Origin of the sequence: Caballeronia terrestris (assembly GCF_001544515.1) — a bacterium.
GTDB classification, from domain to species: Bacteria; Pseudomonadota; Gammaproteobacteria; order Burkholderiales; family Burkholderiaceae; genus Caballeronia; species Caballeronia terrestris.
This window is the reverse complement of the sequence record NZ_FCOL02000053.1, coordinates 1-25,778: the sequence shown is the minus strand read 5'-3', so window position 1 is coordinate 25,778 and position 25,778 is coordinate 1. Positions and strand designations below refer to the sequence as shown.

Here is a 25,778-nt window from a genome sequence, read left to right as displayed (position 1 = left end):
TTACCACTCGGGCACGCATTGCGCGAGGCTCGCCTTGGTGACCTGAGGCGTGTCGACATCGACGAACTGTGCCTTCGGCGCGCCGGGGTTCGTCACCGCTGCGTACAGCGCTTTGAACGCGAGTTGCCCCATTTTTCCGGGCTGGATGCAGACGGTTCCATCGACGTCGCCGACCTTGATCGCGTTGATGCCAAGACGCGATCCACCGCGCCCGATCAGCTTTGCGTGCGAGCCTGCGGAATGGACCGCGCGAGCGCAGCCGATCACCATGTCATCGGCCTGATTGAAGAACAAATCGATGTCCGGGTGCGCCGTCAGCATGTTCTGGCAGACCGATTCGCCTTTCTCGGGCGTCCAGTCGGTAGGCTGCGAGGCGACGATGCGATACTTGATCCCCGCCTTGTCGAGCGCATCCTTGAAACCCTGAGTGGTCTGCCATACGGTCGGATAACCGGGCGCACCCTCGACGATCGCGATATTCGCCGTGCGCCCCTTGGGCAGCAGCGTCGCCGCGATTTGCCCGGCGTTGTATCCGGCATGCACTTCGTCGCTCGCGACCAGCGCGGTCAGCTTCGGATAAACATCCTTCACAGGATGCTTCTGCGGATCACCGACCTGCGTCGCCACGGCCACGATCGGTATGTTGTGGGACGCGGCTCGATCGACCCAGGCTTGCGCGACCACGGCGTCGATCGGCAGGACGGCGATGCCATCGACTTTTTGCGCGATGAGGTCATCGACCGCATTCCCCTGGCGCTCGACACTCGTCTTCGCATCGAGGACGATCGTCTTGACGCCGGCCGCCTTCGCCGCTGCTTCGAAGCCTTTGGCGGCCGCAACGTTGAACGGATACTGCATGCCCGCGGCAACGTAGCCGAGCGTGATGTCCTTCGCCAGAGCGACGTCCGCCATGAACGCAAACGCGCTCGCCAGGCAAATCACGCCCACTTTCCTGAATTGATTCTTCATGTGTGTCTCCGTCGGTTTGTTATGTTGTCTTGCTGTTTTCGTTACTTGGATCGTGTTGTGGGCGGCGTTTACCATTGAGGCACGCAACTGGACACGTTCTCTTTAGTGACGCCGGGCGTAGGGATTTCGATGAACTTGCCTTTCGGTGCGCCGGGATTCGTCACGGCGGCGTAAAGCGCCTTGAACGCCTGCTGGCCCATCTGCTCCGGCTGGACGCAGACGGTGCCATCCACCGCACCCGCCTTGATCGCCGCAATGCCCAGGCGAGAGCCGCCCCAGCCGACGAGCTTTGCATTGGAACCGGCCGCGTGTACAGCGCGTGCACAGCCAACGACCATGTCATCGGCCTGGTTGTAAAAGAGATCGGCATCGGGGTGAGCGGTCAGGATGTTCTGACAGACGGCTTCGCCCTTTTCGGCGGTCCAGTCGGTCGGCTGGGACGCGACAATGCGGTACTTGGCTCCGGCCTTGTCCAACGCATCCTTGAAGCCTTTCGTGCGCTGCCAAACCTGCGGATAACCCGGCGCGCCTTCCACGATCGCGATGTTCGCGACGCGTCCCTTCGGCAGCAGCTTTGCCGCAATCTCCCCCGCGTTATAGCCCGTATGCACCTCGTCGCTCGGCACCAGCGCGGCGAGCTTCGGATAGACGTCGTGGATGGAGCGCTTCTGCGGATCGCCCAGTTCGGTCGCCACCGAGACGAGCGGAATGTCGTGCGCCGCTACGCGGTCCGCCCAGCTTTGCGCGACGACGCCATCCAGCGGCAGAAAAGCGATGCCGTCGACCTTCTGCGAGATCAGGTCGTCGATCGCGTTGCCTTGCTTCTCGACGCTCGTCTTCGGGTCGAGGATGATAGCCTTGGCACCCGCTGCCTTGGCCGCTTCTTCGAATCCCTTCGCGACAGCCACGTTGAACGGATACTGCAATCCCGCAGCGACATACCCAACCGTGATTTGCTTCGCGCCTGCAACACCAGCGGCTAGCAACAGGCTCGCCGCGCCTGCGCTCAAAAGACGCCTCTGAAACGTGCCCATCGTTTGTCTCCAATATGTTTTATTTGGTCCAACGTTTGCGCTCGTTTCTGAACGGGTCTTCTTGTATTGAGCTTTTCTTACATGCGCACTGTCTTTTGCAGCACTGTCTTCGTGACCATATAGGCGTCGAGCGTTGATGGGCCGCCTTCACGTCCGATACCGCTGTCTTTGACACCCCCAAAAGGCGTGTCGGCGTCCGGCGTGCCGAAATGGTTGATGGAGAGGACGCCACACTCCAGCTCGCGGCCGATACGCTCGGCGTCCTCCAATGAGTTGGTAAAGGCATACGCGGCCAGCCCGACCGATAGGCTGTTGGCGAGCGCGATGGCCTCGCCCAGATCGTCCACGCGCACGCATGCGGCGAGCGGGCCGAACGGCTCTATCGTCATTGCGTCGGCGTCGTTCGGGACGTCGGCGAGAACGGTCGGCGCGAAGAAGTAACCTCGTTCGCCAATGCGCTCGCCTCCGGCAGCCACGCGCGCTCCGCGTTGCCGGGCGTCCGCCACGAGAGATTGCATGGCCGCCAGCCGCCGTGCGCTTGCCACCGGCCCCATCTGCGCGGTCTTGCTGAAGCCGTCGCCGACGCGGACATCCTTCACCGCATCGGCGAAAGCGGCGACGAAGTCGTCATACACGCTGCTGTGAACGATGAACCGTGATGGCGACGCGCAGATCTGTCCGCTCGCGTTCGTCTTGCCGCGCGCCGCGAGCCGTCCGACTGCCGCGCCATTCACACCCTCGCAGACCAGTACCGGAGCGTGACCGCCGAGTTCCATCAAGACGGGCTTCATAGCCGCCGCGGCGAGTTGCGTGAGGTGCTTGCCGACCTGCACCGACCCCGTAAACGTGACGAGCCGAATGACAGGCGAAGCAATGAGGGCCGACGATATTTCCGCCGGATTGCCGAACACGAGATTCAGCACGCCAGGCGGCAACCCCGCCTCTTCGAAGGCCTTCACCACGAGACATGCGGTAGCGGGCGTTTCTTCGGCCGCCTTCAGAATGACTGAGCACCCCGCCGACAAAGCGGCACTGACTTTGCGGGCGGCCGAACTGATCGGTACGTTCCACGGCGTGAATGCGGCCACCGGTCCGATCGGCTGCCGCAAGATGAACTTCTGCATCTGCGGTTCGCCGGGCACGATCAACCCGTAGTCGCGTAGTGACTGCGCCGCATTCCATTCGAAGAAGTTCATCGAACGGTCGGCTTCCGCGTAGGCATCGGAGTAGAGCTTGCCGTTTTCCAGCGTGATCGTTGTGGCGATGAGCTCGAGCCGCTCGCGCATCAAAGCCGCTGCTTTCTGGATGATCTTGACGCGCTGCTGGGGCGGTGTGTCGCGCCAGATTGAGAATCCGCGTGCGGCTGCGTCCAGGGCACGCGAGAGATCGTCGCCTGTCGCCTTCGGCACCTGTCCCAGTACTTCTTCCGTAGCCGGGTTTCTTACTTCGACCGCTGTTTCGCGGTCGTAGATCCACTCGCCATCGATGAACAGACCGACGCGCGGATAATGAGTTTGCACCTTGCTTTGATCGCTTTGAAGACTTGCGGTTGACATTGAAGAAATTCCTTTTGCTTAGCTGGTTCAGACCGCGGACACTCTCTCGATCTCGCGAATGTCTCGACGAGACGAAGCGTCCTTCGCAATCATGTCGGCCGCCTTCACGCCGATCATGATGGACGGCGCGTTGGTGTTACCCGACGTGAGATGCGGCATGATCGATGCATCCGCCACCCGCAAGCGCTCGACCCCTCTCACGCGCAGGCGCTCATCCACGACAGCGAGGCGGTCGCGGCCCATCTTGCAGGTGCCCGCCTGATGGTGTGCGGAGTTGCCGGTCATCGCCATCCATTGAAGAATCTGCTCGTCCGTCTCGACCATCGGACCGGGAATCTCTTCTTCGATGACGCGCGATGCGATCGGCGCCGTCGACATGATTCGACGAATCATCTTCACGCCCGCGATCATCGCCCTGTTGTCGTCGTCGTTGCTCAGGAAGTTGGGCTTGAACACGGCGGGATCGTCAGGCTTCGAAGAGCGCAAGGTCACGGTCCCAGTGGCGCGCGGACGCAGCAGGTACACCGATACGCCCATGCCTGGCTGACGATCCACTTCGCACTGGCCGCCAGGATGGTAGGTAAAGGTCATCGGCCGGAAGCTGATCTGCAAGTCCGCATACGCTTCTTCGGGACGGCTCTTCACGAAGGCGCCGACTTGCGAGGAGCCGAGCGCCAGATAGCCTTTGCGCGTCAGCAGATAGCGTGCGCCTTCGAGATACTGCCGGAAGCCGCCCAATTCGAGGTTGTAGGAACTATCCGGCGTCGAGTGATAGCTTCCATGCACATAAAAGTGGTCTTGGAGATTGAGCCCCACGCCCGGTATGTCAACGAGCGTTTTAATGCCGTGTCTTTGCAACTCTTCGTCCGGCCCGATGCCGGATAGCATGAGTATCTGCGGCGAGTTGAGCGATCCGGCCGACAGAATCACTTCCTTCGCTGCATCGAACGTCCTACGCTCTCCCTTAACAACGACTTCGACACCTGTCGCCACATTGCCCTTCAGCACGATGCGTTGCACAGCGGCCTCGGTCAGCACCGTCAGGTTGCGCCGGTGACGCACGGGTTCCACGAAGGCCGTGTAGGCGGAGTAGCGTCGTCCTCCGCGAATGGTGTGCTGCATGAAGCCGACGCCGTCGTGCACTGCACCGTTGAAGTCCTCCGTGGGAGGAACGCCCAAACGCGCCGCGGCCTCGATAAAATCACGTGAGCTACGGACCTTCAATACGGGATCGCTGACCCACAGCGGTCCGCCTGCGCCGCGATAGTCGTTCGCGCCGCGCTCGTTGTGCTCCATCTGTTTGAAGTACGTCAGGAGATCGTCGTAGCCCCACCCCGGATTTCCCAGGTCGCGCCAACTGTCGAAGTCGTTACGATGTCCACGAATAAAGATCATTCCGTTGATGGAACTCGAGCCCCCCAGTGTCTTACCGCGCGGCCAATACATCTTTCGGTTGTAAAGCGCCGGCATCGAATCGGTGTGGTAATTCCAGTTGAGCTCTTTATGAAAGTACAGCTTCGCCATGCCGGCCGGTGTGTTCACCCAGAACCTGTCGGCGGGAGGCCCGGCTTCCAGAAGCAAGACCTTGTTCTCTGGGTTATCGCTCAGGCCACGTGCAAGCGCGCAGCCCGCCGATCCCGCTCCGATGATGATGTAGTCGTAGATTTCCATGCCGTCCAACTGCTGGTTCATAAGTGGGCGTTGCTGTTTGATGAAGGTTATTTCTCACTCGACGGTTAGGTCTAGTTGGTTTTTCTGGCGTTGAGGGTAAGCATTGCTGAACTGATCTTCGGTCGGCATGCAGACCGTCCGCAGACGCCCGTCACAGCGTCTTTCGCCTGTCGGCATTAGGGTGGCCGATCATTCAAAGCCCGCGCTTCCTAAGGGAAACACCTAGTCCGCGGCCTCGTCTGATTGCCTGCGACGTTGCGATTTGCACTGACCTATCGCAAGAGCGCGCTTTTGTTCTCCGAAGCTCGCGTATATCCTCGCCTTTCCTTTTTCCATGTCGACCGGAGAACACCATGTCCGAGGTATCCGCGATTGCCATCTCTTTTGCAAAGCCGGGCTACGAGGAGAAGTTGGCCGACGCGCTCGAAGGCTTGCTCGCGCCCGTTCACGAAGAAGACGGCGTGCTTCAGTACGAGATGTACCGCGATATGCAAGAGCCGCGCTGCTTCGTCTTTATCGAACGATGGGAAAGCCTGGAAACTTTCAACGCGCATTGCATATCGCCGCATGTCAAGGCTTACCTGACGAAAACCGAAGGCTGGGTCGAGAGCAACAAGATTCATGTGCTGAAGAAAGGGAAATAACCGGTTCAAGATGGGCCTTCAGCCTTGCTTACCGTCGAGCGAACAAAAACGAACTGGACCTGAGAGGCAACGAGGCAATAACCTGATTCGAAAGGAGACACCTCACCGCGTCATTTCCATTACAAGAGCATATCCATGAAAGAGCATCAGGCGACGCTTGTGGCCGACGGCTTCATCTTCCTGGAGGCGCCACGCTGGTTTGACAATCGCCTTTGGGTCTCAGACGTTTTCGATTCCAAGCTTTATGTCGTCGCTGAAGACGGTACGCGCAGCGTCGTTTGTGAGGTACCGGGACGCCCGGCGGGAATCGGCTTTCTGCCGGACAAGACGCCCATTGTCGTGTCATGCGCGCAAAGGAAACTAATGATGGTGTCGAACGGCGCCCTTTCGGTTTATGCGGACCTGAGCGATATAGCGAGTGGTGACCTCAACGATCTCGTCGTCGATGATGCCGGCCGCGTTTATGTCGGGAATTTCGGCTACGACCTGTTCGGCGGAGCGCCGATACGACCGACGGATATGCACGCGGTCGAGCCTGACGGTTCCATTCGCGTCGCAGCCGAGGGACTGGAATTCCCCAATGGAGCCGTGATCAAGGACGACGGCCGCACGCTCGTGGTAGCCGAGACCTGGTGCTGCAGGCTGACTGCGTACGACAGAGCGAATGACGGCAGGCTATCCAACAGGCGTCTCTTCGCGAACCTCAAGGGCAGACAGCCCGATGGGATCTGTGCAGACAAGCACGGCGCCATCTGGGCGGGTTGCTATAACACCGGCGAGTTCGTTCGTGTAGTGGAAGGTGGCGAGATCACGGACCGCATACGGTTCGAGGGTAACGCCGTGTCATGCACGCTAGGCGGCAGAGAGGGAAATACACTCTATTGTTGCGTGTACCTCGGATCGGATGAACAACTGCAAGCGCGACAGCCGCGCAGCGCCATATTCAAAACGGAGATATGAAGCAATGACGACTCATCGCAAGTGGAACTATGAAGGGAAAGTGGCTTTCGTGACCGGCGCGGCAAACGGCATCGGGCAGGCAACTGCCCTGGCTTTCGCGCAGGAAGGCGCGGATGTCGTCGTGGTCGATCTCTCGGAAGAAGGCGCACAGGCGACTGTGCGGATGGTCGAAGCGGAGGGGGTTCGCGCGCTCGCGGTGAAATGCGATGTCTCGAAGCCCGACGACGTGCAAGCGGCGCTCGCCGCAACGATCGATAAATTCGGCCGGCTCGACTTCGCGTTCAATAACGCAGGCATCGAGCAGGCGCTCGCCTACACGGCCGAGATTCCCGACGAAGCGTTCGAACGCATCCTGCGCGTGAATCTCGGCGGCGTCTTTTACTGCATGAAGTACCAGATCCCGATCATGCTCAAAAACGGCGGCGGTTCGATTGTCAATACATCGTCTGGCGCGGGCGTGGTTGGCATCCGTGGTCAAGGCGCTTATTGTGCGTCTAAGCACGGCGTCATTGGTCTCACAAAGTCGGCAGCGCTCGAGTACGGCAAAGATGGCGTGCGCATCAACGCTGTGTGTCCGGGCATCATCGATACGCCGATGATCGGCCGCTTCACGCAAGGCACCGAAGAGAACCGCAAGCGGATGATCGCGCAAGAGCCCATTGGCCGCCTTGGCCGCCCGGAGGAGATCGCCAATACGGTCCTCTGGCTGTGTTCTGATGTAGCGGGTTTCGCGATCGGTCATGCAGTCGTGGTCGACGGCGGGCAGACAGCAGGCCTCTGACCGACAAGTCGACGCCTAGGTTCGATGCGTTCGCGGGATCATGGAGACAGGTGCGTGAAGACATATCAGCTGTGGATCAATGGGAAGCACGAGGATCCCGCGAAAGGCGAGTGGATCGACACAGTGAATCCTTACACCGGAGAGCCGTGGGCAAGGATCCCTCGCGGGACGGCTGAAGATTCGGCCCGTGCCGTAAAGGCCGCCAAGCGCGCGCTGGACGACAGCCCGTGGAGCCGGATGACAGCAACCGAGCGCGGCAAGGTGATGCGGCGCATAGGCGATCTGATCGTCCAGCATGCCACGCCACTCGCCGCAACAGAGACGCGGGACAACGGCAAAGTCTTCACGGAGATGCAGGGTCAGTTGAAGACCATTCCCGAATACTGGTACTACTACGGTGGGCTTGCTGACAAGATCGACGGTGCGGTCATGCCGGTGGAGAAGGCCGACGTCTTCGCTTTTACCACGCATGAGCCAGTGGGCGTCGTCGCGGCGCTGACCGCATGGAATTCGCCGCTGCAATTTTTGTCGTTAAAGTGCGCTCCCGCGTTGGCCGCCGGCTGCACGGTCGTCGTCAAGCCTTCGGAATTTGCATCGGCGAGTTCACTGGAATTTGCTGCGCTCACCAAAGAAGCCGGACTCCCCGATGGCGTCTTTAATGTTGTAACGGGCTTTGGCAACGAAGCTGGCGCTGCGCTCGTCGAGCACGAGGATGTTGCAAAGATCAGCTTCACCGGCTCGAACATCACAGGCAAGCGGATCTACGAGACTGCGGCCCGAGGCATGAAGCGCGTCGCGATGGAGCTGGGCGGGAAGTCGCCGAATATCGTTTTCGAGGATGCGGACCTCGATGCTGCCGCAGTCGGCGTCGTCTCGGGCATCTTTGGTGCGGCCGGCCAGATGTGCATCGCCGGTTCGCGGCTGCTCGTGCAGAATTCGATCAAGGAGCGTTTCACTGAGTGCCTGCTCGCTCTCGCGCGAGGTGTGAATCTCGGCGACCCGATGCAGCCGGAGACGAACGTCGGGCCCATCGCAACGCCTCCTCAATATGCGAAGGTGCTTGACTACATCGAGATCGCAAGACGCGAGGGCGCCCGTTGCATTCTCGGCGGCAAGCCCGCGGCCGGTCCCGGTGTAACGGGCGGCCAGTTCGTCGAGCCGACCATCTTCACGAACGTCACTAACGACATGCGCATTGCGCAAGAGGAAGTCTTCGGTCCGGTGCTGTCCATCATCGGGTTCGATGACGAGCAACATGCCGTGGCGTTGGCGAACAGCGTGATTTACGGTCTGGTCGCGGGCGTGTGGACCGCGAACATCGGCCGAGCGATGCGCATGACAAAGGCACTGAAAGCCGGCACCGTCTGGGTCAATACATACCGGGCCTACAGTTTCATGATGCCGTTTGGCGGCATGAAGATGTCGGGCATCGGTCGCGAGAACGGAATCGAAGCGGTTCATGAGTTCCTCGAGACCAAGAGCGTCTTTCTGTCTACCTCCGAGAGGGCGCCAGCGAATCCGTTCGTGCAGCGGTAGCAGCGGTCCTGGTCATACGCGGTAAGACGCACTTACCACCACGCCGAGAAAATGCGACTCGACGCACAACGTGCCGTGGCGCACCATCACTTTGCGCCGCATTGTTCCTGCGGCGGTCGGCCGGGGACGTCATCGGCAATGAAAGTCAGGAGGAGATAAATGCGCATCGGTTATATCGGGCTGGGCGCCATGGGTGGCGCGCTCGCGCGTCATCTGATCGGCAAGTTTCCGTTGAGCGTGTTCGATTTGAACGAGAAGACTGTGAGTGCTTTCGTCGAACTGGGCGCCACAGCGGCAGCAACGCCCGCGGAACTCGCGCGTAACAGCGACGTCGTGCTGCTTTGCTTGCCGAGGAGCTCGGACGTCCAGGCGGTGCTCTTCGGTGCTAACGGAGTGGCCGATGGGCTAGCGCCGGGAAAGATCGTCGTCGATCAGACCAGTGGCGTGCCGGCAGAAACCAACGGGTTTGCTCGTCAACTCGAAGAGATGGGCGTCACATTGTTCGACGCACCTGTCTCCGGTGCGATGGCTACGGCCATTGCCGGGACCATTTCGATCATCGCCTCGGGCCCGCACGACGCGTTTCAGAAGACGCTGCCGGTACTGCACGCGATCAGCCCGAACGTCTTTCATTGCGGCGAGCGCGTGGGTAACGGTCAGACCATGAAGACCGTGAACAATATGATGAACGTCAGTTGCCGCCTGGCGACTCTGGAGGTCGTGGCCATGGGGCGAAAGTTCGGCCTGCCCCTCGAACTCATGACCGAGGCGATCAACGCAACGACGGCTCGTAACTACACCTCGCAGGGCATGCTGCCTGCCATCGCGGAAGGGCGTCAGTCCACCAAGTTCTGGCTCGCGCTTCAAGTGAAAGACATCCATCAGGCGATCGGTTTGGCCGCAGAGCAGAAAGTCCCCATGCCCATAGGCGGCGCTGCGCGCTCGCTTCTGCAGATCGGCCTAAATTCGCTCGGCAAGGACGCCCAACTCGAACAGATGATCGGCGTCATCGAGTCGATGGCCGATACCAAGTTCGCTGATCTGCAGAAGAATGTCGCGAACCAGGAGGCAAAGTGACTACGATTGCAATGGCGGGAAGCGGTGATATAGCCGCGTTTGTCGCGCGCGCGTTGGCGAAGACGCATTCGGTTCGAATCTTCGACACAAACAATGGCTCTCTGCAATGCGAGGGCGCCGAACAAGCGAAGAGCCTTGTGGATCTGGCCAAGGGCGCAGACGTCGTCGTGCTATGCACCGATGCCGATGACGCGCGCGAGGCGCTGCTTCGCGACACGGACTGGCTAAAGGGCATCTCCGTTGTCATCGACGTGGGGCAAGGTGACCCGGACAATAGCCGGTCGCTTTCGAAGAACTTGAACGACATCGGCATCACGCTTGTCGATGCACCTCTTCACACCGAGAACACTGAAGCGATTGCCGACGCATCGGCGATTTTCTTTGGTGGCCCGGCCGACGTACTCGGTTCTGTGCGACCGATTCTTGAAGCGGTGTGCCCGAAGGTGATTCACTGCGGCGATGCCGGGAGCGGGCACGCCATGCGTCTGGTCGTCGCGGCAATTGCGGCATGCAACCGCCTCATCACCTATGAGTGCGCCGCCATGGGCGCCAAGAACGGACTCACAGTTGCAGATATGGCCACCGTGTTGAACAAAAGCTCGGGCTACAACAGTGCGTCCGCGCGTGTGCTTCCGGCTCTCGCCGCGAATGCGCAAACGGCTAATGCAACGGTGGGCAACTGCGCGAGCGACTTGAGAAAAGCATCGGCGCTAGGCATGCGTTACGGGGCACCGATGCTCATCGCGACCATGGTCCGGTCCACGCTCGATGCTGCGTCCCACCGACTCGGCGAATCGGCGAGTATCGACGCGTTGGCGAAGATCTGGGAGATCGATGCGGGGTTGCCAGCGTCAAGCTCACATTGATTCTCCGATGGACTCTGCGGACGGCGGTTCGCGCAACTCAGTCTAACCACCAATACGGGGCAACGGAATCCCCGAGGGAGCGAAGCAATGGCGCAGGCACTGCTCGGCTGCATCGCCGACGACTTCACCGGCGCGACCGATCTGGCCAATATGCTGGTGCGCGGCGGCATGCGCACGGTTCTAACTATCGGTGTACCGGATACAGATGTAAAAATCGAAGCCGATGCGCTCGTCGTCGCGCTAAAGTCGCGCACGATTCCCCGCAAACAAGCCGTGCGGCAATCGCTCGATGCGCTCGAGTGGTTGCGCGCACAGGGCTGCCGGCAGTTCTTCTTCAAATATTGCTCGACGTTCGACTCTACGAATCGAGGCAATATCGGCCCGGTCGCGGATGCGTTGCTCGATGCGTTGAGGGGCGACTTCGCCATCGCCTGCCCGGCGTTTCCAGAAAACGGCCGAACGGTGTTTCGCGGCAATCTTTTCGTCGGCGACGTGTTGCTGAACGAATCGGGCATGGAGAATCACCCGCTCACGCCCATGTCCGATTCCAATCTCGTACGGGTGTTGCAGCGGCAGACCAAGTCCATAGTCGGACTCATTCGATACGACATCATCGCGAAAGGCGCAGAGGCCGTGCGTGCGCGCATCGAAGAGTTGAAGGAGGACGGCGCGCGGATGGCCATTGCCGACGCACTTTCGGATGCCGATCTGTACACAATCGGCCGGGCATGCCGCGACCTCTCATTGGTTACTGGCGGGTCGGGGATAGCGCTCGGGTTGCCACAGAACTTCCACTCGGCGGACCTGCTCGTGTACGCGGGCGATGCCGCCGATCTTCCGCGCATCGACGGCGGCTCGGTCGTGCTCGCCGGGAGCGCATCGAAGGCGACTAATGCGCAGGTGGCCGAGTGGCGTGCATCGCGGCCGAGCTTTCGCATCGACCCGATCGCGCTGTCTCGCGGCGAACCGGTGGTCGAGCGTGCTGTCGAATTCGTGCGCGGACACGATGAAACGGTGCTGATCTACGCCACGACATCGACGGACGAAGTGAAGCTTGCGCAGAAGGAATTGGGCGTTGAGAAGGCGGGGCATTTGGTCGAAGCTGCGCTGGCCTCCATCGCGTGCAAATTACGTGAAGTGGGTGTGCGCAAGTTCGTTGTTGCAGGCGGTGAAACGTCAGGTGCAGTAGTTCAGGCGCTCGATGTCCGCTCGCTGCGCATTGGACCGCAAATCGATCCTGGGATACCGGCGACGCAATCCATTAGTGCCAAGCCGCTGGGACTGGCTCTGAAGTCTGGCAATTTTGGGACGATCAACTTCTTCGCCAAAGCCCTGGAAGCGTTGAACGGCGCGCAAGTGGCCGCCTGATGAAGATGCACCTGATATGGCGAAACGCCTTCCATTTGAGACTCTGCAGGAAGACGCTCCAGGATGTGTGACTACTCGTGCATCCTGGAGCGTTCCTAGCGTCTATTCGCAACGCACCGCTCGTCAGTCGAAACCGATCATGGCTTTGGTCTCGAGATACTCCTCGAGCCCGAAGACACCCATCTCTCGTCCATTACCGGAACGCTTATAGCCGCCCATCGGCGCTTCGGTGTTGCTTGTCGCACCGTTGAGAAAGACACGGCCCGCCTGAAGTTGACGGCCGACGAAACCACCTCGTTCCCGATTAGATGAGAACACGTAAGCGCCTAAACCATACGGCGTTCCATTCGCGATCTCGATGGCTTCTTCCTCCGTCCGATAAGGAATGACGGCAAGCACAGGACCGAATATTTCTTCCTGCGCGATGCGCATCTGTGGCGTCACGCTGGAGAATATGGTGGGCTTCACAAAGTAACCGCGTTCAAGTCCGTCCGGACGACCGACGCCGCCAACGCGAACGGTGGCGCCCTCCTCGATTCCAATCCTGATGTAGTCCTGCACTCGCTCGAATTGCAGCTTGTTGACCACTGGGCCCATGGTCACCTGCGGGTCGAGCGGGTTCCCTACTCTCACTGCCTTCGCTTCTTCCTGAAGCAATGCCAACAGTTCCTCTTCTTGGCTGGCCTGGACCAGGATGCGTGTAGGCGCATGGCACGACTGACCGGAATTTGAAAATGCGCGTGTGACGTTCCATTTGGCCGCGGCGCGTAAGTCAGCATCGTCGAGAATCACGTTCGCCGATTTTCCCCCTAGCTCCTGCGCAACCCGCTTGACCGAGGGCGCGGCCGCTTCCGCGATCAAGACCCCGGCTCTGGTGGACCCGGTGAACGACACCATGTCGATGTCCATGTGCTTGCTAATAGCATTGCCTACAATGGGGCCGTCGCCAAGCACGAGGTTGAAGACGCCCTTCGGGACGCCCGCGTCGTGAAGCACCTCTGTGAGGTGGATGGCACTCAACGGAGTGAATTCACTCGGCTTGAGAACCACCGTGCAGCCGACAGCCAGTGCGTAGGCGAGCTTGGTTGCGAGGAGCTGAAGAGGCCAGTTCCATGCGGTAATCAGCCCGCACACGCCAATGGGTTCGCGACGAACGGTGTTGGGGCCCAAGCGGTACTCGAACTCGTAATCCCTGAGCGTTGCCAGTGCTTGCTTGAAAGAGCCGAGCGCGGCCGGTGCATGAATGTTCTGCGAAATCGGCGTACCCAGTTCAAGCGTGACAACTTCCGCGAGCTCATGCTCGCGGCGAACGAAGCGGTCGATGATGGCTTCGAGGAGTTCGATGCGCTCGCCCTTCGATGTCCTGCTGAACAAGGCTAGGGCAGCGCGCGCGGCCTTCACCGCCAGATTGACGTCTTGCGCGCCGGCCAACGTAACACTTGCGATCGGTTCCTCGGTGGCAGGATTCACCAAGGTCCAATCGCTACGGCTAAGCGGAGAAACCCATTCGCCATTGATATAGCACTTCTCGTACGATCGCATATGCATCTCCAGTTTGATTTAGTCGGCCACGTCTCGCTTGGGCGTGGCCTTGTAAAATGTGTGCTTGGCTTGATTGCGGCCCGTGGACCAAGCGCTATTCGCGCCTAAGCGCCGAGATTCATGGCAGGCCGCCTGCGCTCTGGCGGAAAGACACACCAGCTCCCGTCTGCGTGGCGAAAGAAGATGAACGCTATGGGACGGTCGTCCGCTGGGCCTTCAACACGCACGAACCTGTAATGCTCGTTGCGACCGTGGCTGAACTGCGTGACGCGTACTCCGTTCGCCACTCCAATCCACTTATCGACGAGCGTGCGTAACGATGTTCCCGAAAGGCTCACTGCTGTCTCCTGCTCTACGTCGACGCCGAAGCGCCTGGCCATCAGCCGCATCCAAAGCGACGATGATAGAAGTTTGAAATCGCACAGACGTTGGGTCAAGTCAGCTATTATGGTGCCCTGGTAAGCGGCGCTAACCGACACGAAGAATCATGAGCGTCATGCTGAGACAACGCCCGCGCCCGTTGAAGCTCCAGTCTTCTGACAGGCCGAGTTGAAGGAGACACAATAGAGATGGAACTTCGGCATCTTCGATATTTCATTGCGGCCGCAGAAGAAGAGCACTTTGGACGGGCCGCCGTGCGATTACACATCACCCGACCCGCCGTCTCGCAGATCATCGCCGACCTAGAAGGCGAACTCGGAACACCACTTTTCGAACGGCTCGCGCACACGGTAAAGCTCACTGCGGCCGGGCGCACGCTGTTGCCCCAGCTCGTGCGGGTCATGGACGATTTGAACGAAGCGATCATCCTGACCAAACGTGTTGGACATGGCATGACAGGGACGCTGCGTATCGGATACGGATCGCTGACTCTGATGCATTCGATCTTTCGCGCCGCAGTCAAGCAATTCCGCGAGACGTATCCGGAGATCAGTCTTTCGCTGGTCGAACTCTCGACCTCACTACAACCTAAGGCTCTCGCAGCGGGTAAGATCGACGCCGGCTTCATGCACTTGGGGCCAAGTCCGCATCCAGGCAAGCGGCGCACCGAGATCAACATTGAGCGGGAAGGCATCGTTCTTGATTCGCTGTGCATCCAGACCGGCCACTTAGGTGTCGCGGTTTCAAACGACCATCGATTAGCGCGGAGGAAGTCGCTTACGCTCGCCGATCTCGCTGACGAAGGGTTCGTAGTCGACCCAAAGTCCAGCAGTAGTCTGAGCTATGGGCAGTTGCATGCTTTCTGCCAGGCAGCCGGGTTCGAGCCGAACATCGTCCAGGAGGTGAGCACGATCGCCTCGCAACTCAACCTTATTTCCGTCGGCATGGGCATCGGATTGGCGGTCATGGGCAAGAACTTCCAGTATCCGAGCGACCTGACGGTCATCCCACTGACGAACCTGGACTATTCAACTCGCTTTATCTTCGGATGGGTACGCAGGCAGAACGATCCGATTTTGGACAAAATGATCGAGATCGTGAATAACCTGTCGAAGTAGTCGGGTTGGCGTTGTAGGGCGCGACGCAGCTGGGGCCTTCAATCTCGCCCCAGCGCGCACGTTCTCTCAGCGTTGCAACACTTCCGGATTGGTCATATTGGACTTTAACGTGCCGTTCAGCGCGCTGATGAGGTTCTCGGCAGCGTTCTTGTTCATTGCGCGTCGCGTCTCATGTGTGGCGGATCCGATATGCGGCAACGTCACCACGTTGTTCATCTTCAGCAGCGGCGACTCAACCGAGAGCGGCTCTTCCAGATAGACATCGAGCCCTGCGCCGGCAATGGTGCCGTCTTTGAGCGCCTCGACGAGCGCCGCTTCGTCGACGATCTGCCCGCGCGACGCATTGATCAAAAACGCGCTGCGCTTCATCGCCTTCAGTTGCGGCGTGCCGATGAGGTTGCGCGTCTCCGCAGTCAAGGGCGGCTGTAACAACACGAAGTCGGACGTGCTGAGCAGTTCGTCCAGTTCCACCTTCTTCGCTCCGTACTCGCGTTCAGCGCGCTCGTTGACGCCGTGGCCTACGTACAAAACCTTCATCTCGAAGCCCAAGGCAGCGCGCCGGGCGACCGACGTGCCGATACGGCCCAGCCCAACGATACCCAGTGTCTTGTGATGAACATCCACGCCGAACTTATCCTCACCGATCTTCTTGGTCCACTTTCCAGCCTTCACGAACGCATCCAGTTCGGCAAGGCGCCGGGCCGTGAGCAGGACCAGCGAAAACGCAGTGTCGGCGGTCGACTCCGTAAGGACATCCGGCGTATTGGTCAGCAAGATGCCGCGTTGATTCAGATAGTCGATATCGAAGGCATCGTAGCCTACCGAGACGGTGGATAACACCTTCAGACGTGTCGCGCCCGCGAGCGTTTCTGCGTTCATCTTCACGCCGGTTCCGATCGCACCGTCAGCGTCCCTGAGCGCGTCAATTAGCGCGTTCGGCTGTTTCGGATCGACGATTGCAACATCGGCGTGAGAACGTAGGTACTCAATCGTCTCGTCGGGCAGCGGCTTATAAACTACGATTTTGTTCATTAGCAAGATCCTTGAAGGAAAGCAGTCAGAGGTCGCGCATCATCGCGGCCTTGGCGCTTGCTCCGCTCACCAGAAACGAGATGTCGGTGCCAGTCGAGACATATCGCGCGCCCATTTCCACGAACTGCGCGACGAGTTTCGGATGAGCATTGAGGCCGCCGACACCGAGGTGCTTGCCGTGCTTTCGACATGCGGCAATGCCCTTCGTGTAAGCATCGCGCACGCTCTCATGCTCGAACTGACCCGCAATGCCAAGCGATGCGCACAGGTCGTTGGTCCCGATGAAGAGCAGGTCCACGCCTTCAATCGCGGCAATCTCGTCAATCACGTCGAGCGCTTCCTTTGTCTCGATCATGATGACGACCATCGTCGCGTCGTTGACCGCCTCACCCACTTCGGAAGTCGGAAACGAGCGAAAGCCCATGTGCGGCAGCACGCCGCCGTGAGAGCGTTCGCCCAGCGGCGGAAACTTGGCAGCACGAACGACCTGCCTCGCCTGCTCGGCGGTCTCGACATGCGGCGCAATGACCCCCAGCGCGCCACCGTCCAGAATGCGGGCGATCACATCCGACGTGAGATTCGGCAGGCGAACGAATGGCGCGATACCTGCGTTCATGGCCGAGATACAGATTTGGCTCGTCGTTTCCATCGACAGCGTGCTGTGCTCTAGGTCAATGTAAAATGTATCGAAACCCGCAGTTTTGGCAATCGTTACGATCTCAGCCGTTCTGACCAGTCGAACCGTCATGGAGAGCGCCACTTCATCGCGCGCCAGTTTCTCCTTGACGACGTTTCTAACTAGTTCCCGCGCGGTTACTTTCATGTTGTCCCCTCGAGTACACAAGAAGCGCTTGCGCGCTTTCCGTTTAACGCATGTTGGCGAGTGCTCGCTTGAGCGCTGCAACACCGCTTTGCGGGCTGGATAGCACAGGGATGCGCACGCCCTGCAACTGCGGAACGAGTCGCGCCATTGAAGCCTGCGCCAGCACGACCACGTCGACCTGCTCCGTCAGAGCCGAAATCGTGCCCTTCACGATCTCGTCATGTTTCGCGGCGTCGCCACTAAGCAGCGCCTCGAACGCGCCTTCCGCGATCCGCTCCGTCACGTCAATCGTGCGGCCTAGTTCGGCCGCCTTTTTCTTGATCAGTCGCACGGTCGGTTCGAGCGTCGTCGAAACAGTTGCGACGACGCCGATTCGGCGGCCAATCGAGCTCGCTTCCTCGGCCATCGCCTCATCGATTTTGACGATCGGGGTTGTAACGAAGTTGCGGACGTAGTCAACTGCTTCGCCAACCGAGGAGCATGCGTTCAAAATAATGTCGGCATGCATCGCTTGTGCATTGGACATGTATGAGTTGATTCGACTGGCAACTTCGGGCGTCAGATGCCCGGCAGTTCGTACATCGGCAAGCAAGCTGTCGTCAATAATATTTATGACGCGCGCCTCAGGAATTTGCTCGCTGATTTGCTCCTTGATTGGCTGAACTGTAACCGGCCCGGTGTGAATTACGGCAATCGTAGTCATAGCCTAAGAGGGTCCCGTATAAGAGCAACGTTAGACGATATGCTTTGGTCGACGCAGTAGCGTCAGAATATTGGCATCACGATACGGAAGAATTCCGTTTCCTCTACCGCCCTGAGCGGCACAGGACCTTCGTTCGCGTCGAACTCAAACGCCGAGTGAAGACCGTACTCTTTGCCTTCAAAGCTGACCTTGCCCTTACTCAGGAAGAGCAACTCGATGGACGGTTGCAACCCTGCGGGAAACGACGCCCCGGCTTCCACCTTCACAAAACCGATTCGTGTATTGCGTTCCGTAAAGGAGCCGAGCCATTTTGAAAAGACGCCGTTCGTCGGTTCTGGAATCCACGCATAATTCGCCGGGTTCATCAGTACAAGGTCGTTGTATCGCGGCTGAGCATATTCCAGCTTGCGACCCATCACTTGTTCGAAGCAGGCCTCAAATCCGTCCTGGTTATGCTTCTTGCCCGACTCGTCATACCAAGTGTAGATACCGTCCTTAAATTCGCCTTTGGTTTTGAGCAACTGATTCGCCGCCTCACGCTCTTCGACGCTGACAAATCCGTACCCTTGCGCGCCACCTAACTGGCAGACCATCATCTCCAAGCCTTCGGGACGGTCTTGCGGTCCGTAGTACACGCTTTCTGGGAAGTACCCAACCCAACCTTCGGGCATGCTCTTACCCTGTCCGTACGGGAAGCTGCCTTTGATGACGTAGCGAATCTGATCGAAATTGTGACGGTGACTTGGCGCTGTCCAGCCGCCGGCGCCCGTCCGGCCCACATTAATCAAATAATTGTTGGGAGAGCCGGGCTTTCCTTGCAACAAGAATTTCTGCTCAAGGACCCCCTCCCGCATGTTGCTGCCAATCATACCGAAGTCTGTCGACGACGCTTCTGATACTCGCATTTAATCCTCCTTACGGTCATTACATGCCCGCGTTTCATTGCGGATGCGCCCGACAGCGCAAACTCAAATCCGTTGGAACCATTAGGATTCCTGCGTTCGATGCGCATTTTACTTTGCGCTGACGAATAACACCGCTTCACGCGGTTCATTCCCTGCTATGACTTTTCGGCTAGGGCTCGCAGTACGTCGGTAGCGTCACCGACAGCTTCGAGCCGCCGGATCATTCTTCCAGCCTTTTCGATGCCGGCATCCGACGGAGCCACGGCAGCAACGGATGCGCAACTTGCAAACTTCTCGGAGAGATGCTTCCAGGTAAGCGGTGCTTCGGGGCTGCCAGGAACCTTGTCTCCGAGCCGCTCGAACACCTGCCCGTCTTTCGTCGTAATCTCGATTCGGCCGTCAGGCAGCTTGAACGTCCAGTTCTGGCTCGGGTCCTGTACTGGCGTCACCTTGGACGCCATCGCGAGCACATCGGGATCTTTCAGCGCTTTCACAGTGAAATCGGCTATGTCCATTTTCCCTTTGCTCGCCGCAATGCCGACGATGAATGGCAAGCTCATCTTTGCATCGACGAGCGTGGCCGGCGCGCGGCGAACGTCGAGCGGCGTGCACATGGTGTACGTGAAATCGCCGACATAGGCCCGAATCGTCTCGATGTCTTTCGCAGCGATCTGTTTCTCCTTCATCAACTCAATGACGGCGTGAATATAGGTATGGGAATTCCCGACTGCGGGCCATGCCTTATAGAGCGTCGTGCTTCCGAGAAACTGCTCGCCTAACCCGTCAAGCATCTTCTCGCGATCGTACTTCCCGCCGAAATAAACGTTGAATATCCCGGCTTTTCCTTCGAACAACGTGTCTATGCCCGTAATGCCTTTCTGCGCGAGCAAGGCGGCAATGACGACACCCTTCGCAGTGAATCCGGCGTACATGCCACGCAAGTCACTGCCGGTTGCGAAGATCACTTCCATCGTCCCGCACGACTGCTGGCTCGCGATACCGAACGCATGTGAGGTCTGCCTGGCGGACAGTCCGAGTATGTGAGCCGCGGACGCCGTTGCGGAGAATGCGCCGACCATCGACGACAGGTTCCAGTTCTGATTCCAGCCGACATTGCAACGCAGGCGTGCGAAAAGATCCTGCCCGATGGCGACGGCGGTGATGATCTTTTTGCCCGACACCCCACCCATGCGTTCGGCTAATGCAAAAACGGACGGCACGATCGAGCTCGCTGCGTGTGCGCCCCACGGAGTTTGGTCGTCGAAGTCCAGACAGTGAGCCATCGAACCGTTAGCAAATGCTGCGGAAATTGCCGGCAGTTTGCCGCCGAAACCGAGGACCGTGCTCTCTGCGCTTCCGCCGCTTTGTTCGAGCAGTTCTACCAACGCTTTCACCGCAGGCTCCATACCGCTCGCAGCCAATGTCACGCCCAAGGTGTCGAGAATAGTCTTCTTCGCAGATTCGATTGCGTCGTCGGGCAGATCTTCGTAGCGTGTATTCGCTGCGAAGTCGGCAAAGTGATGGCAGAGGTCAAGTTCGTCTTTCATGAAGGAGTTGCTCGGTAACCAGGGCTTATCGTCGTTTTGATTCTGCGCGTCGCACTTGTTTAAGTACAGTTCGTTTTACCCGCCAGCTTGGTAAGTTTCGCTGACTTCAGCGCGCATCAAGTCATTGAAGCGTACTTGATGTTCTGAAACGCCCGAAGGCCTTCGATGCCGCCTTCTGAAAACATCCCGCTCTCTTTATGACCGCCGAATGGCGTTTCCGGATAAGTGACGCGCCAGCCGTTGCAGATAACATTGCCCGCTTCGAGGTCATTCACCGCGCGGTGGAGCGTTTCGAATTCGCGCGCATGCACGTAAGCGCCGAGGCCGTAGGGCAGTCGGTTCGACAAGGCTATTGCTTGATCATAGGTATCAAACGGCGTCAATGCCGCGATCGGGCCAAATGGCTCGGCGTTTGACAGCTTCGCTTCAACGGTCGCATCGGCAACAATAGTGGGTTCGTAGAAGAACCCCGGGCGATCGATCCTCTTACCGCCGGTGGTTATGCTCAGCCCGCGCTGCTTGGCATCGGCAACGAGATCCTCGATTGCTTTGAGACCTCTTTCGCTTTTCAGTGGCCCCATCTGCGTCGTTGAATCAAAGCCGCACCCCACGACGATCTGCTTCGCCTCCGCGGTCATAGCGTCCACAACATCCGCGTAGATTGAGCGTTGCACATAGAAGCGTGTCGGGGCGAAACAGACCTGTCCCGAGTTGGCGAACTTGGCGGCAACCGCGCGTTTGGCGAATGTTTGAACGTCAATACCCTCGAAAGCCAACACGGGTCCGTGACCGCCTAACTCCATGATCGGACGCTTCATGTGTGCGACGGCCTGTTGCGACAGCAACTTCCCAACGGCGGTCGAACCGGTAAACGTAACGGCCCGCACCACAGGACTTCCGAGCAACTTGTTGGACATCATCACGGGTTCGCCTGCAAGCACCGACAGCACGCCAGTTGGCAGACCGCATTCGTACACAATCTGGCCTAGCGCGAACGCGCATGCCGGTACCTCTTCGGAAGCGCGAAGCACGATCGAACAGCCCGCGCCCAGAGCGCCTGACATCTTTCGTGAGGGCGTAACTAGCGGCCCATTCCAGGTGACGAAGGCGGCAACAGGACCCACAGGTTCAACAAGCGCCATCTGGCGCGCGTTTAACTCTCTTGACGGTATGACGCGTCCGTACGCGCGTCTACCCTCCTCAGCCGCCCACTCCCACATCCCAGCCGCCACTTCGACCTCTCCAAGCGCTTCATTCCACGGCTTACCTAATTCCAGGACCAAGAGTTCAGCGAGGGCTTCCGCTCGCTCGCGCATACGATCCGCAACGCGCCGCATAAGTTTGCTGCGCTCGAACGCAGATGTATTTCGCCAGGTGTCGAAACCCTTGCTCGTCGCAGCAAGCGCTTCATCAACGTCGCCTTCCGTCGCCATCGGCACAGGACCGAGAGCCAAGCCAGTCGTGGGATCAATGACATTCAAGGACGGTTGACCGCTTGCGTATCTCATCTTACCTGCGATGAGCTGGCCCAACTTCGGATACCGTCTGGCCGCTTCTGCTCTGGTAGTGCTCATTCGATTCCCTATTATCCATATTCCTGTGGAGCGACTGGCAATTACGACCGCCGCGACTACATCAAGAACACGCCTTTGCCGCCGCTTTGACGGTTAAAGACTTGATAAGCTTCTTGCGCTTGATCCAAGCGCCAACGGTCGGTGAACAATGCGTCGAGATTGAGTCCCCGGTCTACGACGAAGTCGGCACATGCCCGCTGTCCCTGGACCGACATCGTCCACGACGTCAGAATGCGAACTTGAGTGCGTAGATACTTGGCCAGCGACAGGCTGAATTCCGAGCCGATCCCGACCAGACACACGGTGCCCCAAGGGCTTACTGAGTCAAGTGCGTCCCGATTTGCCGCAGCAGCTCCCGATGTTTCCAACGCAACGCTTACGCCTTTACCACCGGTCAGCTCCCGAATTGCCTCGGCAACCGGTCCGTCGAGGGGATTGATCACCGCATCGGCGCCGAATTTTTTTGCCGTTTTGCGGCGACTTTCATCGATATCAAGTGCGATGACGCGAGCGCCTTGAGCCTTTGCAAGCATCGTTGCGGATAGACCCACGGGTCCCTGACCAAACACCGCAACGGTATCGCGGCCAGATAGGTCGATGCGCTCAAATGCGCCCCAGGCTGTACCGGTTCCACACGAGATGGCGGCGCCTGCCTCGAAGCTGAGCCGCTCATCCAGCGGAACGAGCGTATCGGCCCGAACTTTCATGTAGGGAGCGTGTGCGCCATGAGCGTCCGTTCCATACACCGTGATCGGTGCGGTACGGCACATCTGAGGCCATCCCGAACGGCAGTCCGGGCAACCCATGCATCCGCTGTAGTGATGCACCATCACACGTGCGCCAATCCGTGCATGAGGTCCAACCGCGCCCGGGCCGACTGCGACGACCACTCCACACGGCTCATGACCGGCAATGACCGGCGGAACTTCTCCAGCCGGACGACGATACCAGTGCAGGTCGCTTCCGCACATCCCGGAAGCCTTGATTTCGAGAACAACTTCGCCGACGCCCGGGGTTGGATCCGGAAAGGTTGCAAGTTCGAGAGTAGAGCCACCGCGAAAGACAATACCGCGCATGTCCGGATTTCCTCTTCAGTGTTTAGCCGTCAATTTAATGCAGACAACTCACTCTGTAGTTACTAGTAAGCCCTATGAGCGCCCTCGCCGGCGCGCCCAATGCATTGCCTGATACGTCGCAATCTCGTCGTTTGTTAGCGTCGAGTCGCGGTCGACGCGAGCGCAGTCTCCGCCTCAGGCAATTCCTCAGGCTCCAATGCCTCGAGAGATTGTTGATTGGTCTCGATACCAGCCACCATGATCAGAATCGCGATGAAGATATATGCTCCAGAGATGGCGAAAACAACGCCGGAGATTCCGAAGCGGTTGAATAACTCAAGCACGATGAAGGGCGAACCAATCAAACCAAGCCGTCCAAACATTTGAGCCACGCCGCCCCCACGGAATCTATATTCCGTCGGAAACATTTCTGGTGTCATACCCAGACCGAGGGTCAGGAATATTGCCACTGACGATACGAGCAGGAAGCCGCACGAGATGATCGCTGTTGCCGATGTGAGGAACGGGTAGATCGCTCCCAGGCAAGCGCACACGCCCGCAAAGACCATGATCGCAGTACGTCGTCCCATCTTGTCCGAGACGTACGAAAGGAACAGCGGTCCCGCAATCCAGCCGCCCATCATTGCCGCCGTGAAGCCCAGCGAATGGGTCACGCTCATACCTTGCTTGACAAAGAACGTTGGCATCCATCCGGTGAGACTATACGATCCAAACAGACAGACAACGTTGACCACGATAGCAAGCAAGGTACGCCGGATGACGGTCCTCGAGAAAAGCGTGGAAAGTGGTACCCAATGCGGCTCTTTGGCCGGCGCTGTCGCTTGCGGAGCAGACGAAAGCGGCGTCGTGACGCCGGCGTCCTTTTCGATCGCCCGCATAATCTCTTCCGCCTCAGCATGGCGACCCACACGCTCCAACCAACGGGGTGACTCGGGGAGGTGACGACGCATCCACCAGACCCAAAGGGTACCGATACCGCCAATCACGAACATTGGGCGCCATCCGATCCAAGGAACAACCAATGTTGCGACCACTGCTGTAACGAAGACACCCGAGCCTCCAATTAGCGCGAGTTTGCCCAGGTATCTGCCGCGATGCGACGGAGGAACAAATTCAATGATGAGGCCGTACCCCATGACGTACTCAGCACCCATCCCAATGCCCATAATGAAGCGAGCAGCGATGAGCCACGGCATCGATGGGGCGAGTGCCGACACAAGCGCCATTCCACCGAAGATCGCAAGGTTGAACTGGTAAGCGAAGCGGCGTCCAAACTTGTCGCTCAACCAGCCTGCGAGTGCTGCACCAATTGTCAGGCCGACGAACGTTGAAGACATGAAAACGGAATTCAGCTGCAACGTTGACCAGCCGCTTTTGAGCATTGCGGCAAGGACCGAACTTGAAAGCGTATTATCGAATGAGTCAAAAAACATACCCATTCCGATTAGCCATAAGACGCGCATATGGAAAGGGCCGATCGGAAGGCGATCAAGCCGCGCACCAGCATTCACTCTATTGCTCATCCGAAGTCCCCTGATAAGACCACCACACTAGTCACTCGCATAGAAGCTCATCACTACGCCGCGCGGGAGAGTGTTACCGCAGTCGCCGGTGTTGAACGCCCACGCAGCGCACGGCTGCTTGCCGATAGCTGCTGTTGATGCGCACATCAGGACGAATAAAACTTCGCCTTCTGCTGGCGAATGAGAGACTGCCTCGGTACAAACTCGTTGGTGGCACCGAGCCTCTTTGACATCTCGCTCCGCACGAGATAGCGCTTTGAGGCTTGACTGTTGTCCGGAAAGCGTCCCCGATCAACAGCAGATTGGCGCGGCACACGCCACCATTGCGGTGGACGGGCTCATAGAAAGTTGTCTCCGTGCTTATTCGGCTAATAGCCATCTTGTGAGGCTAGTTTGCGCTGTGAACTCCGCCGCGTACAGTTGATTATTCTTCTTAGTGGGTAAGCTAAGCTAACCGCCGACGCATCCAGTCTCCGATGCGCAGAATTCCATACGGTTTAAGTGCGGATCTACCGGTGGTCCCTCGGTGGGACTTGCTGTCCTTGTCCTGTTGTCGTTTGCTGAAGTACCAGGTTGAACTAGATCTGACAAATTGTGAGATGGTTGTCTTGCTCAACATCCTGCATTTCTGTGGCAAGTGAATCAGCTGCCTTTCCGGGCGTAGCTGGGCGAGGCGCAGTTTTCTCGCCACGCTGCGGCGCACGTCTTTGAAACAAACGCGGAAGCCCCGAATTCCTTCACGCGCGTTCAAACGGCTGGTTCCAGAGTACAGCGTCCGTTCGTTCCTGACTCATGCCGTCGGGTCAGTTGTAGCCGAGGATGGCGACGGCTTGCACGTCGGGGCGGTCCATCACGTCGCCGGCAAGCAATGCCATCGGGCCCGCGAGCAACGACGAATACGTGGTGGCAGGGCGAATTTTCGTGGACCGGCTCGCCACAGTTTGGGGTTCTAAAGTGAGTGGCACGCCTGCACCACCTTTGATCAGGGGACTCGGAGATTCCATTTCGGACCTAGGGCAATGCTGAAAAAGGTCAACGCATCAGGGTGGCAGGCCGTTTATATTGAATGAGACAAAAGACCCTAGCGATGGC

General features: G+C 58.8%; 22 protein-coding genes. 8 read left to right on the top strand and 14 right to left on the bottom strand.

The annotated features are described in order from the left end of the window. From AWB67_RS27670 to AWB67_RS27655, 4 genes are all read right to left on the bottom strand, one after another. A complete protein-coding gene (locus tag AWB67_RS27670; RefSeq protein WP_087659392.1) occupies nt 1-969 on the bottom strand; it encodes a sugar ABC transporter substrate-binding protein in 969 nt (322 codons plus the stop codon). 68 nt (nt 970-1,037) lie between these two features. Further along, nucleotides 1,038-2,003, bottom strand: coding sequence for a sugar ABC transporter substrate-binding protein (locus AWB67_RS27665; protein ID WP_087659391.1), 966 nt, complete (start codon nt 2,001-2,003; stop codon nt 1,038-1,040). A 77-nt stretch (nt 2,004-2,080) separates the two neighbouring features. Continuing rightward, nucleotides 2,081-3,559, bottom strand: coding sequence for an NAD-dependent succinate-semialdehyde dehydrogenase (locus tag AWB67_RS27660; protein ID WP_087659390.1), 1,479 nt, complete (start codon nt 3,557-3,559; stop codon nt 2,081-2,083). Between the two features lie 27 nt (nt 3,560-3,586). Then, nucleotides 3,587-5,230: a GMC family oxidoreductase gene (locus AWB67_RS27655; RefSeq protein ID WP_087659400.1), complete on the bottom strand. Its 1,644-nt coding sequence runs from the start codon at nt 5,228-5,230 to the stop codon at nt 3,587-3,589. A gap of 353 nt (nt 5,231-5,583) precedes the next feature. Between AWB67_RS27655 and AWB67_RS27650 the strand changes: the two genes are divergently transcribed. The 7 genes from AWB67_RS27650 to otnK all read left to right on the top strand — a co-directional run bounded on the left by AWB67_RS27650 (nt 5,584) and on the right by otnK (nt 12,462). Beyond that, entirely contained in the window at nt 5,584-5,874 is a 291-nt protein-coding gene (locus AWB67_RS27650) for a putative quinol monooxygenase (protein ID WP_062639700.1), read from the top strand. Nucleotides 5,875-6,009: 135 nt separating this feature from the next. Next, nucleotides 6,010-6,834 (top strand): SMP-30/gluconolactonase/LRE family protein, encoded by an 825-nt coding sequence (locus AWB67_RS27645; RefSeq protein WP_062639699.1) that lies wholly within the window; start codon nt 6,010-6,012, stop codon nt 6,832-6,834. A 4-nt stretch (nt 6,835-6,838) separates the two neighbouring features. Next, on the top strand, nt 6,839-7,615 hold the full coding sequence (locus tag AWB67_RS27640; RefSeq protein ID WP_087659389.1) for an SDR family oxidoreductase: 777 nt from the start codon (nt 6,839-6,841) through the stop codon (nt 7,613-7,615). Nucleotides 7,616-7,669: 54 nt separating this feature from the next. Beyond that, nucleotides 7,670-9,151, top strand: coding sequence for an aldehyde dehydrogenase (locus AWB67_RS27635; RefSeq protein WP_087659388.1), 1,482 nt, complete (start codon nt 7,670-7,672; stop codon nt 9,149-9,151). Nucleotides 9,152-9,310: 159 nt separating this feature from the next. Continuing rightward, nucleotides 9,311-10,228, top strand: coding sequence for an NAD(P)-dependent oxidoreductase (locus AWB67_RS27630; RefSeq protein ID WP_062639696.1), 918 nt, complete (start codon nt 9,311-9,313; stop codon nt 10,226-10,228). Next, nucleotides 10,225-11,094 carry an NAD(P)-dependent oxidoreductase gene (locus AWB67_RS27625; RefSeq protein ID WP_086972491.1) on the top strand — a complete coding sequence of 290 codons (870 nt, stop codon included), beginning with the start codon at nt 10,225-10,227 and terminating at the stop codon, nt 11,092-11,094. Before AWB67_RS27630 ends, AWB67_RS27625 begins: the two co-directional genes overlap by 4 nt. An 87-nt stretch (nt 11,095-11,181) precedes the next feature. Beyond that, nucleotides 11,182-12,462 carry a 3-oxo-tetronate kinase gene (gene otnK, locus AWB67_RS27620; RefSeq protein WP_087659387.1) on the top strand — a complete coding sequence of 427 codons (1,281 nt, stop codon included), beginning with the start codon at nt 11,182-11,184 and terminating at the stop codon, nt 12,460-12,462. 123 nt (nt 12,463-12,585) lie between these two features. Here otnK and AWB67_RS27615 read toward each other — a convergent pair whose 3' ends face one another. Beyond that, a complete protein-coding gene (locus tag AWB67_RS27615; protein WP_087659386.1) occupies nt 12,586-14,004 on the bottom strand; it encodes an aldehyde dehydrogenase family protein in 1,419 nt (472 codons plus the stop codon). Between the two features lie 569 nt (nt 14,005-14,573). On the opposite strand from AWB67_RS27615, the gene AWB67_RS27605 reads away from it, so the two are divergent. Beyond that, nucleotides 14,574-15,503: a LysR substrate-binding domain-containing protein gene (locus AWB67_RS27605; protein ID WP_062639692.1), complete on the top strand. Its 930-nt coding sequence runs from the start codon at nt 14,574-14,576 to the stop codon at nt 15,501-15,503. Between the two features lie 66 nt (nt 15,504-15,569). On the opposite strand, the gene AWB67_RS27600 is transcribed toward AWB67_RS27605, so the two are convergent. The 9 genes from AWB67_RS27600 to AWB67_RS40930 all read right to left on the bottom strand — a co-directional run bounded on the left by AWB67_RS27600 (nt 15,570) and on the right by AWB67_RS40930 (nt 25,651). Next, nucleotides 15,570-16,535, bottom strand: a complete 966-nt coding sequence (locus AWB67_RS27600; RefSeq protein WP_087659384.1) for a 2-hydroxyacid dehydrogenase — start codon at nt 16,533-16,535, stop codon at nt 15,570-15,572. A 25-nt stretch (nt 16,536-16,560) separates the two neighbouring features. Further along, nucleotides 16,561-17,295 (bottom strand): HpcH/HpaI aldolase family protein, encoded by a 735-nt coding sequence (locus AWB67_RS27595; RefSeq protein WP_235025353.1) that lies wholly within the window; start codon nt 17,293-17,295, stop codon nt 16,561-16,563. Nucleotides 17,296-17,401: 106 nt separating this feature from the next. After that, complete coding sequence (locus AWB67_RS27590) at nt 17,402-18,061, bottom strand: aspartate/glutamate racemase family protein (RefSeq protein ID WP_087659383.1); 660 nt, start codon at nt 18,059-18,061, stop codon at nt 17,402-17,404. A 62-nt stretch (nt 18,062-18,123) separates the two neighbouring features. Then, nucleotides 18,124-18,966, bottom strand: coding sequence for a hypothetical protein (locus tag AWB67_RS27585; RefSeq protein ID WP_087659382.1), 843 nt, complete (start codon nt 18,964-18,966; stop codon nt 18,124-18,126). A 155-nt stretch (nt 18,967-19,121) separates the two neighbouring features. Further along, nucleotides 19,122-20,513, bottom strand: coding sequence for an MmgE/PrpD family protein (locus tag AWB67_RS27580; RefSeq protein ID WP_087659381.1), 1,392 nt, complete (start codon nt 20,511-20,513; stop codon nt 19,122-19,124). A 116-nt stretch (nt 20,514-20,629) separates the two neighbouring features. After that, entirely contained in the window at nt 20,630-22,087 is a 1,458-nt protein-coding gene (locus tag AWB67_RS27575; protein WP_087659380.1) for an NAD-dependent succinate-semialdehyde dehydrogenase, read from the bottom strand. Between the two features lie 56 nt (nt 22,088-22,143). Then, nucleotides 22,144-23,163 carry a zinc-dependent alcohol dehydrogenase family protein gene (locus AWB67_RS27570; protein ID WP_087659379.1) on the bottom strand — a complete coding sequence of 340 codons (1,020 nt, stop codon included), beginning with the start codon at nt 23,161-23,163 and terminating at the stop codon, nt 22,144-22,146. A gap of 134 nt (nt 23,164-23,297) precedes the next feature. After that, nucleotides 23,298-24,686: an MFS transporter gene (locus AWB67_RS27565; RefSeq protein ID WP_235025352.1), complete on the bottom strand. Its 1,389-nt coding sequence runs from the start codon at nt 24,684-24,686 to the stop codon at nt 23,298-23,300. Nucleotides 24,687-25,489: 803 nt separating this feature from the next. Further along, the gene (locus AWB67_RS40930; protein ID WP_159964957.1) at nt 25,490-25,651 is read right to left on the bottom strand and encodes a hypothetical protein; all 162 of its coding nucleotides are present in this window, start codon (nt 25,649-25,651) and stop codon (nt 25,490-25,492) included. Nucleotides 25,652-25,778 lie beyond the last annotated feature (127 nt).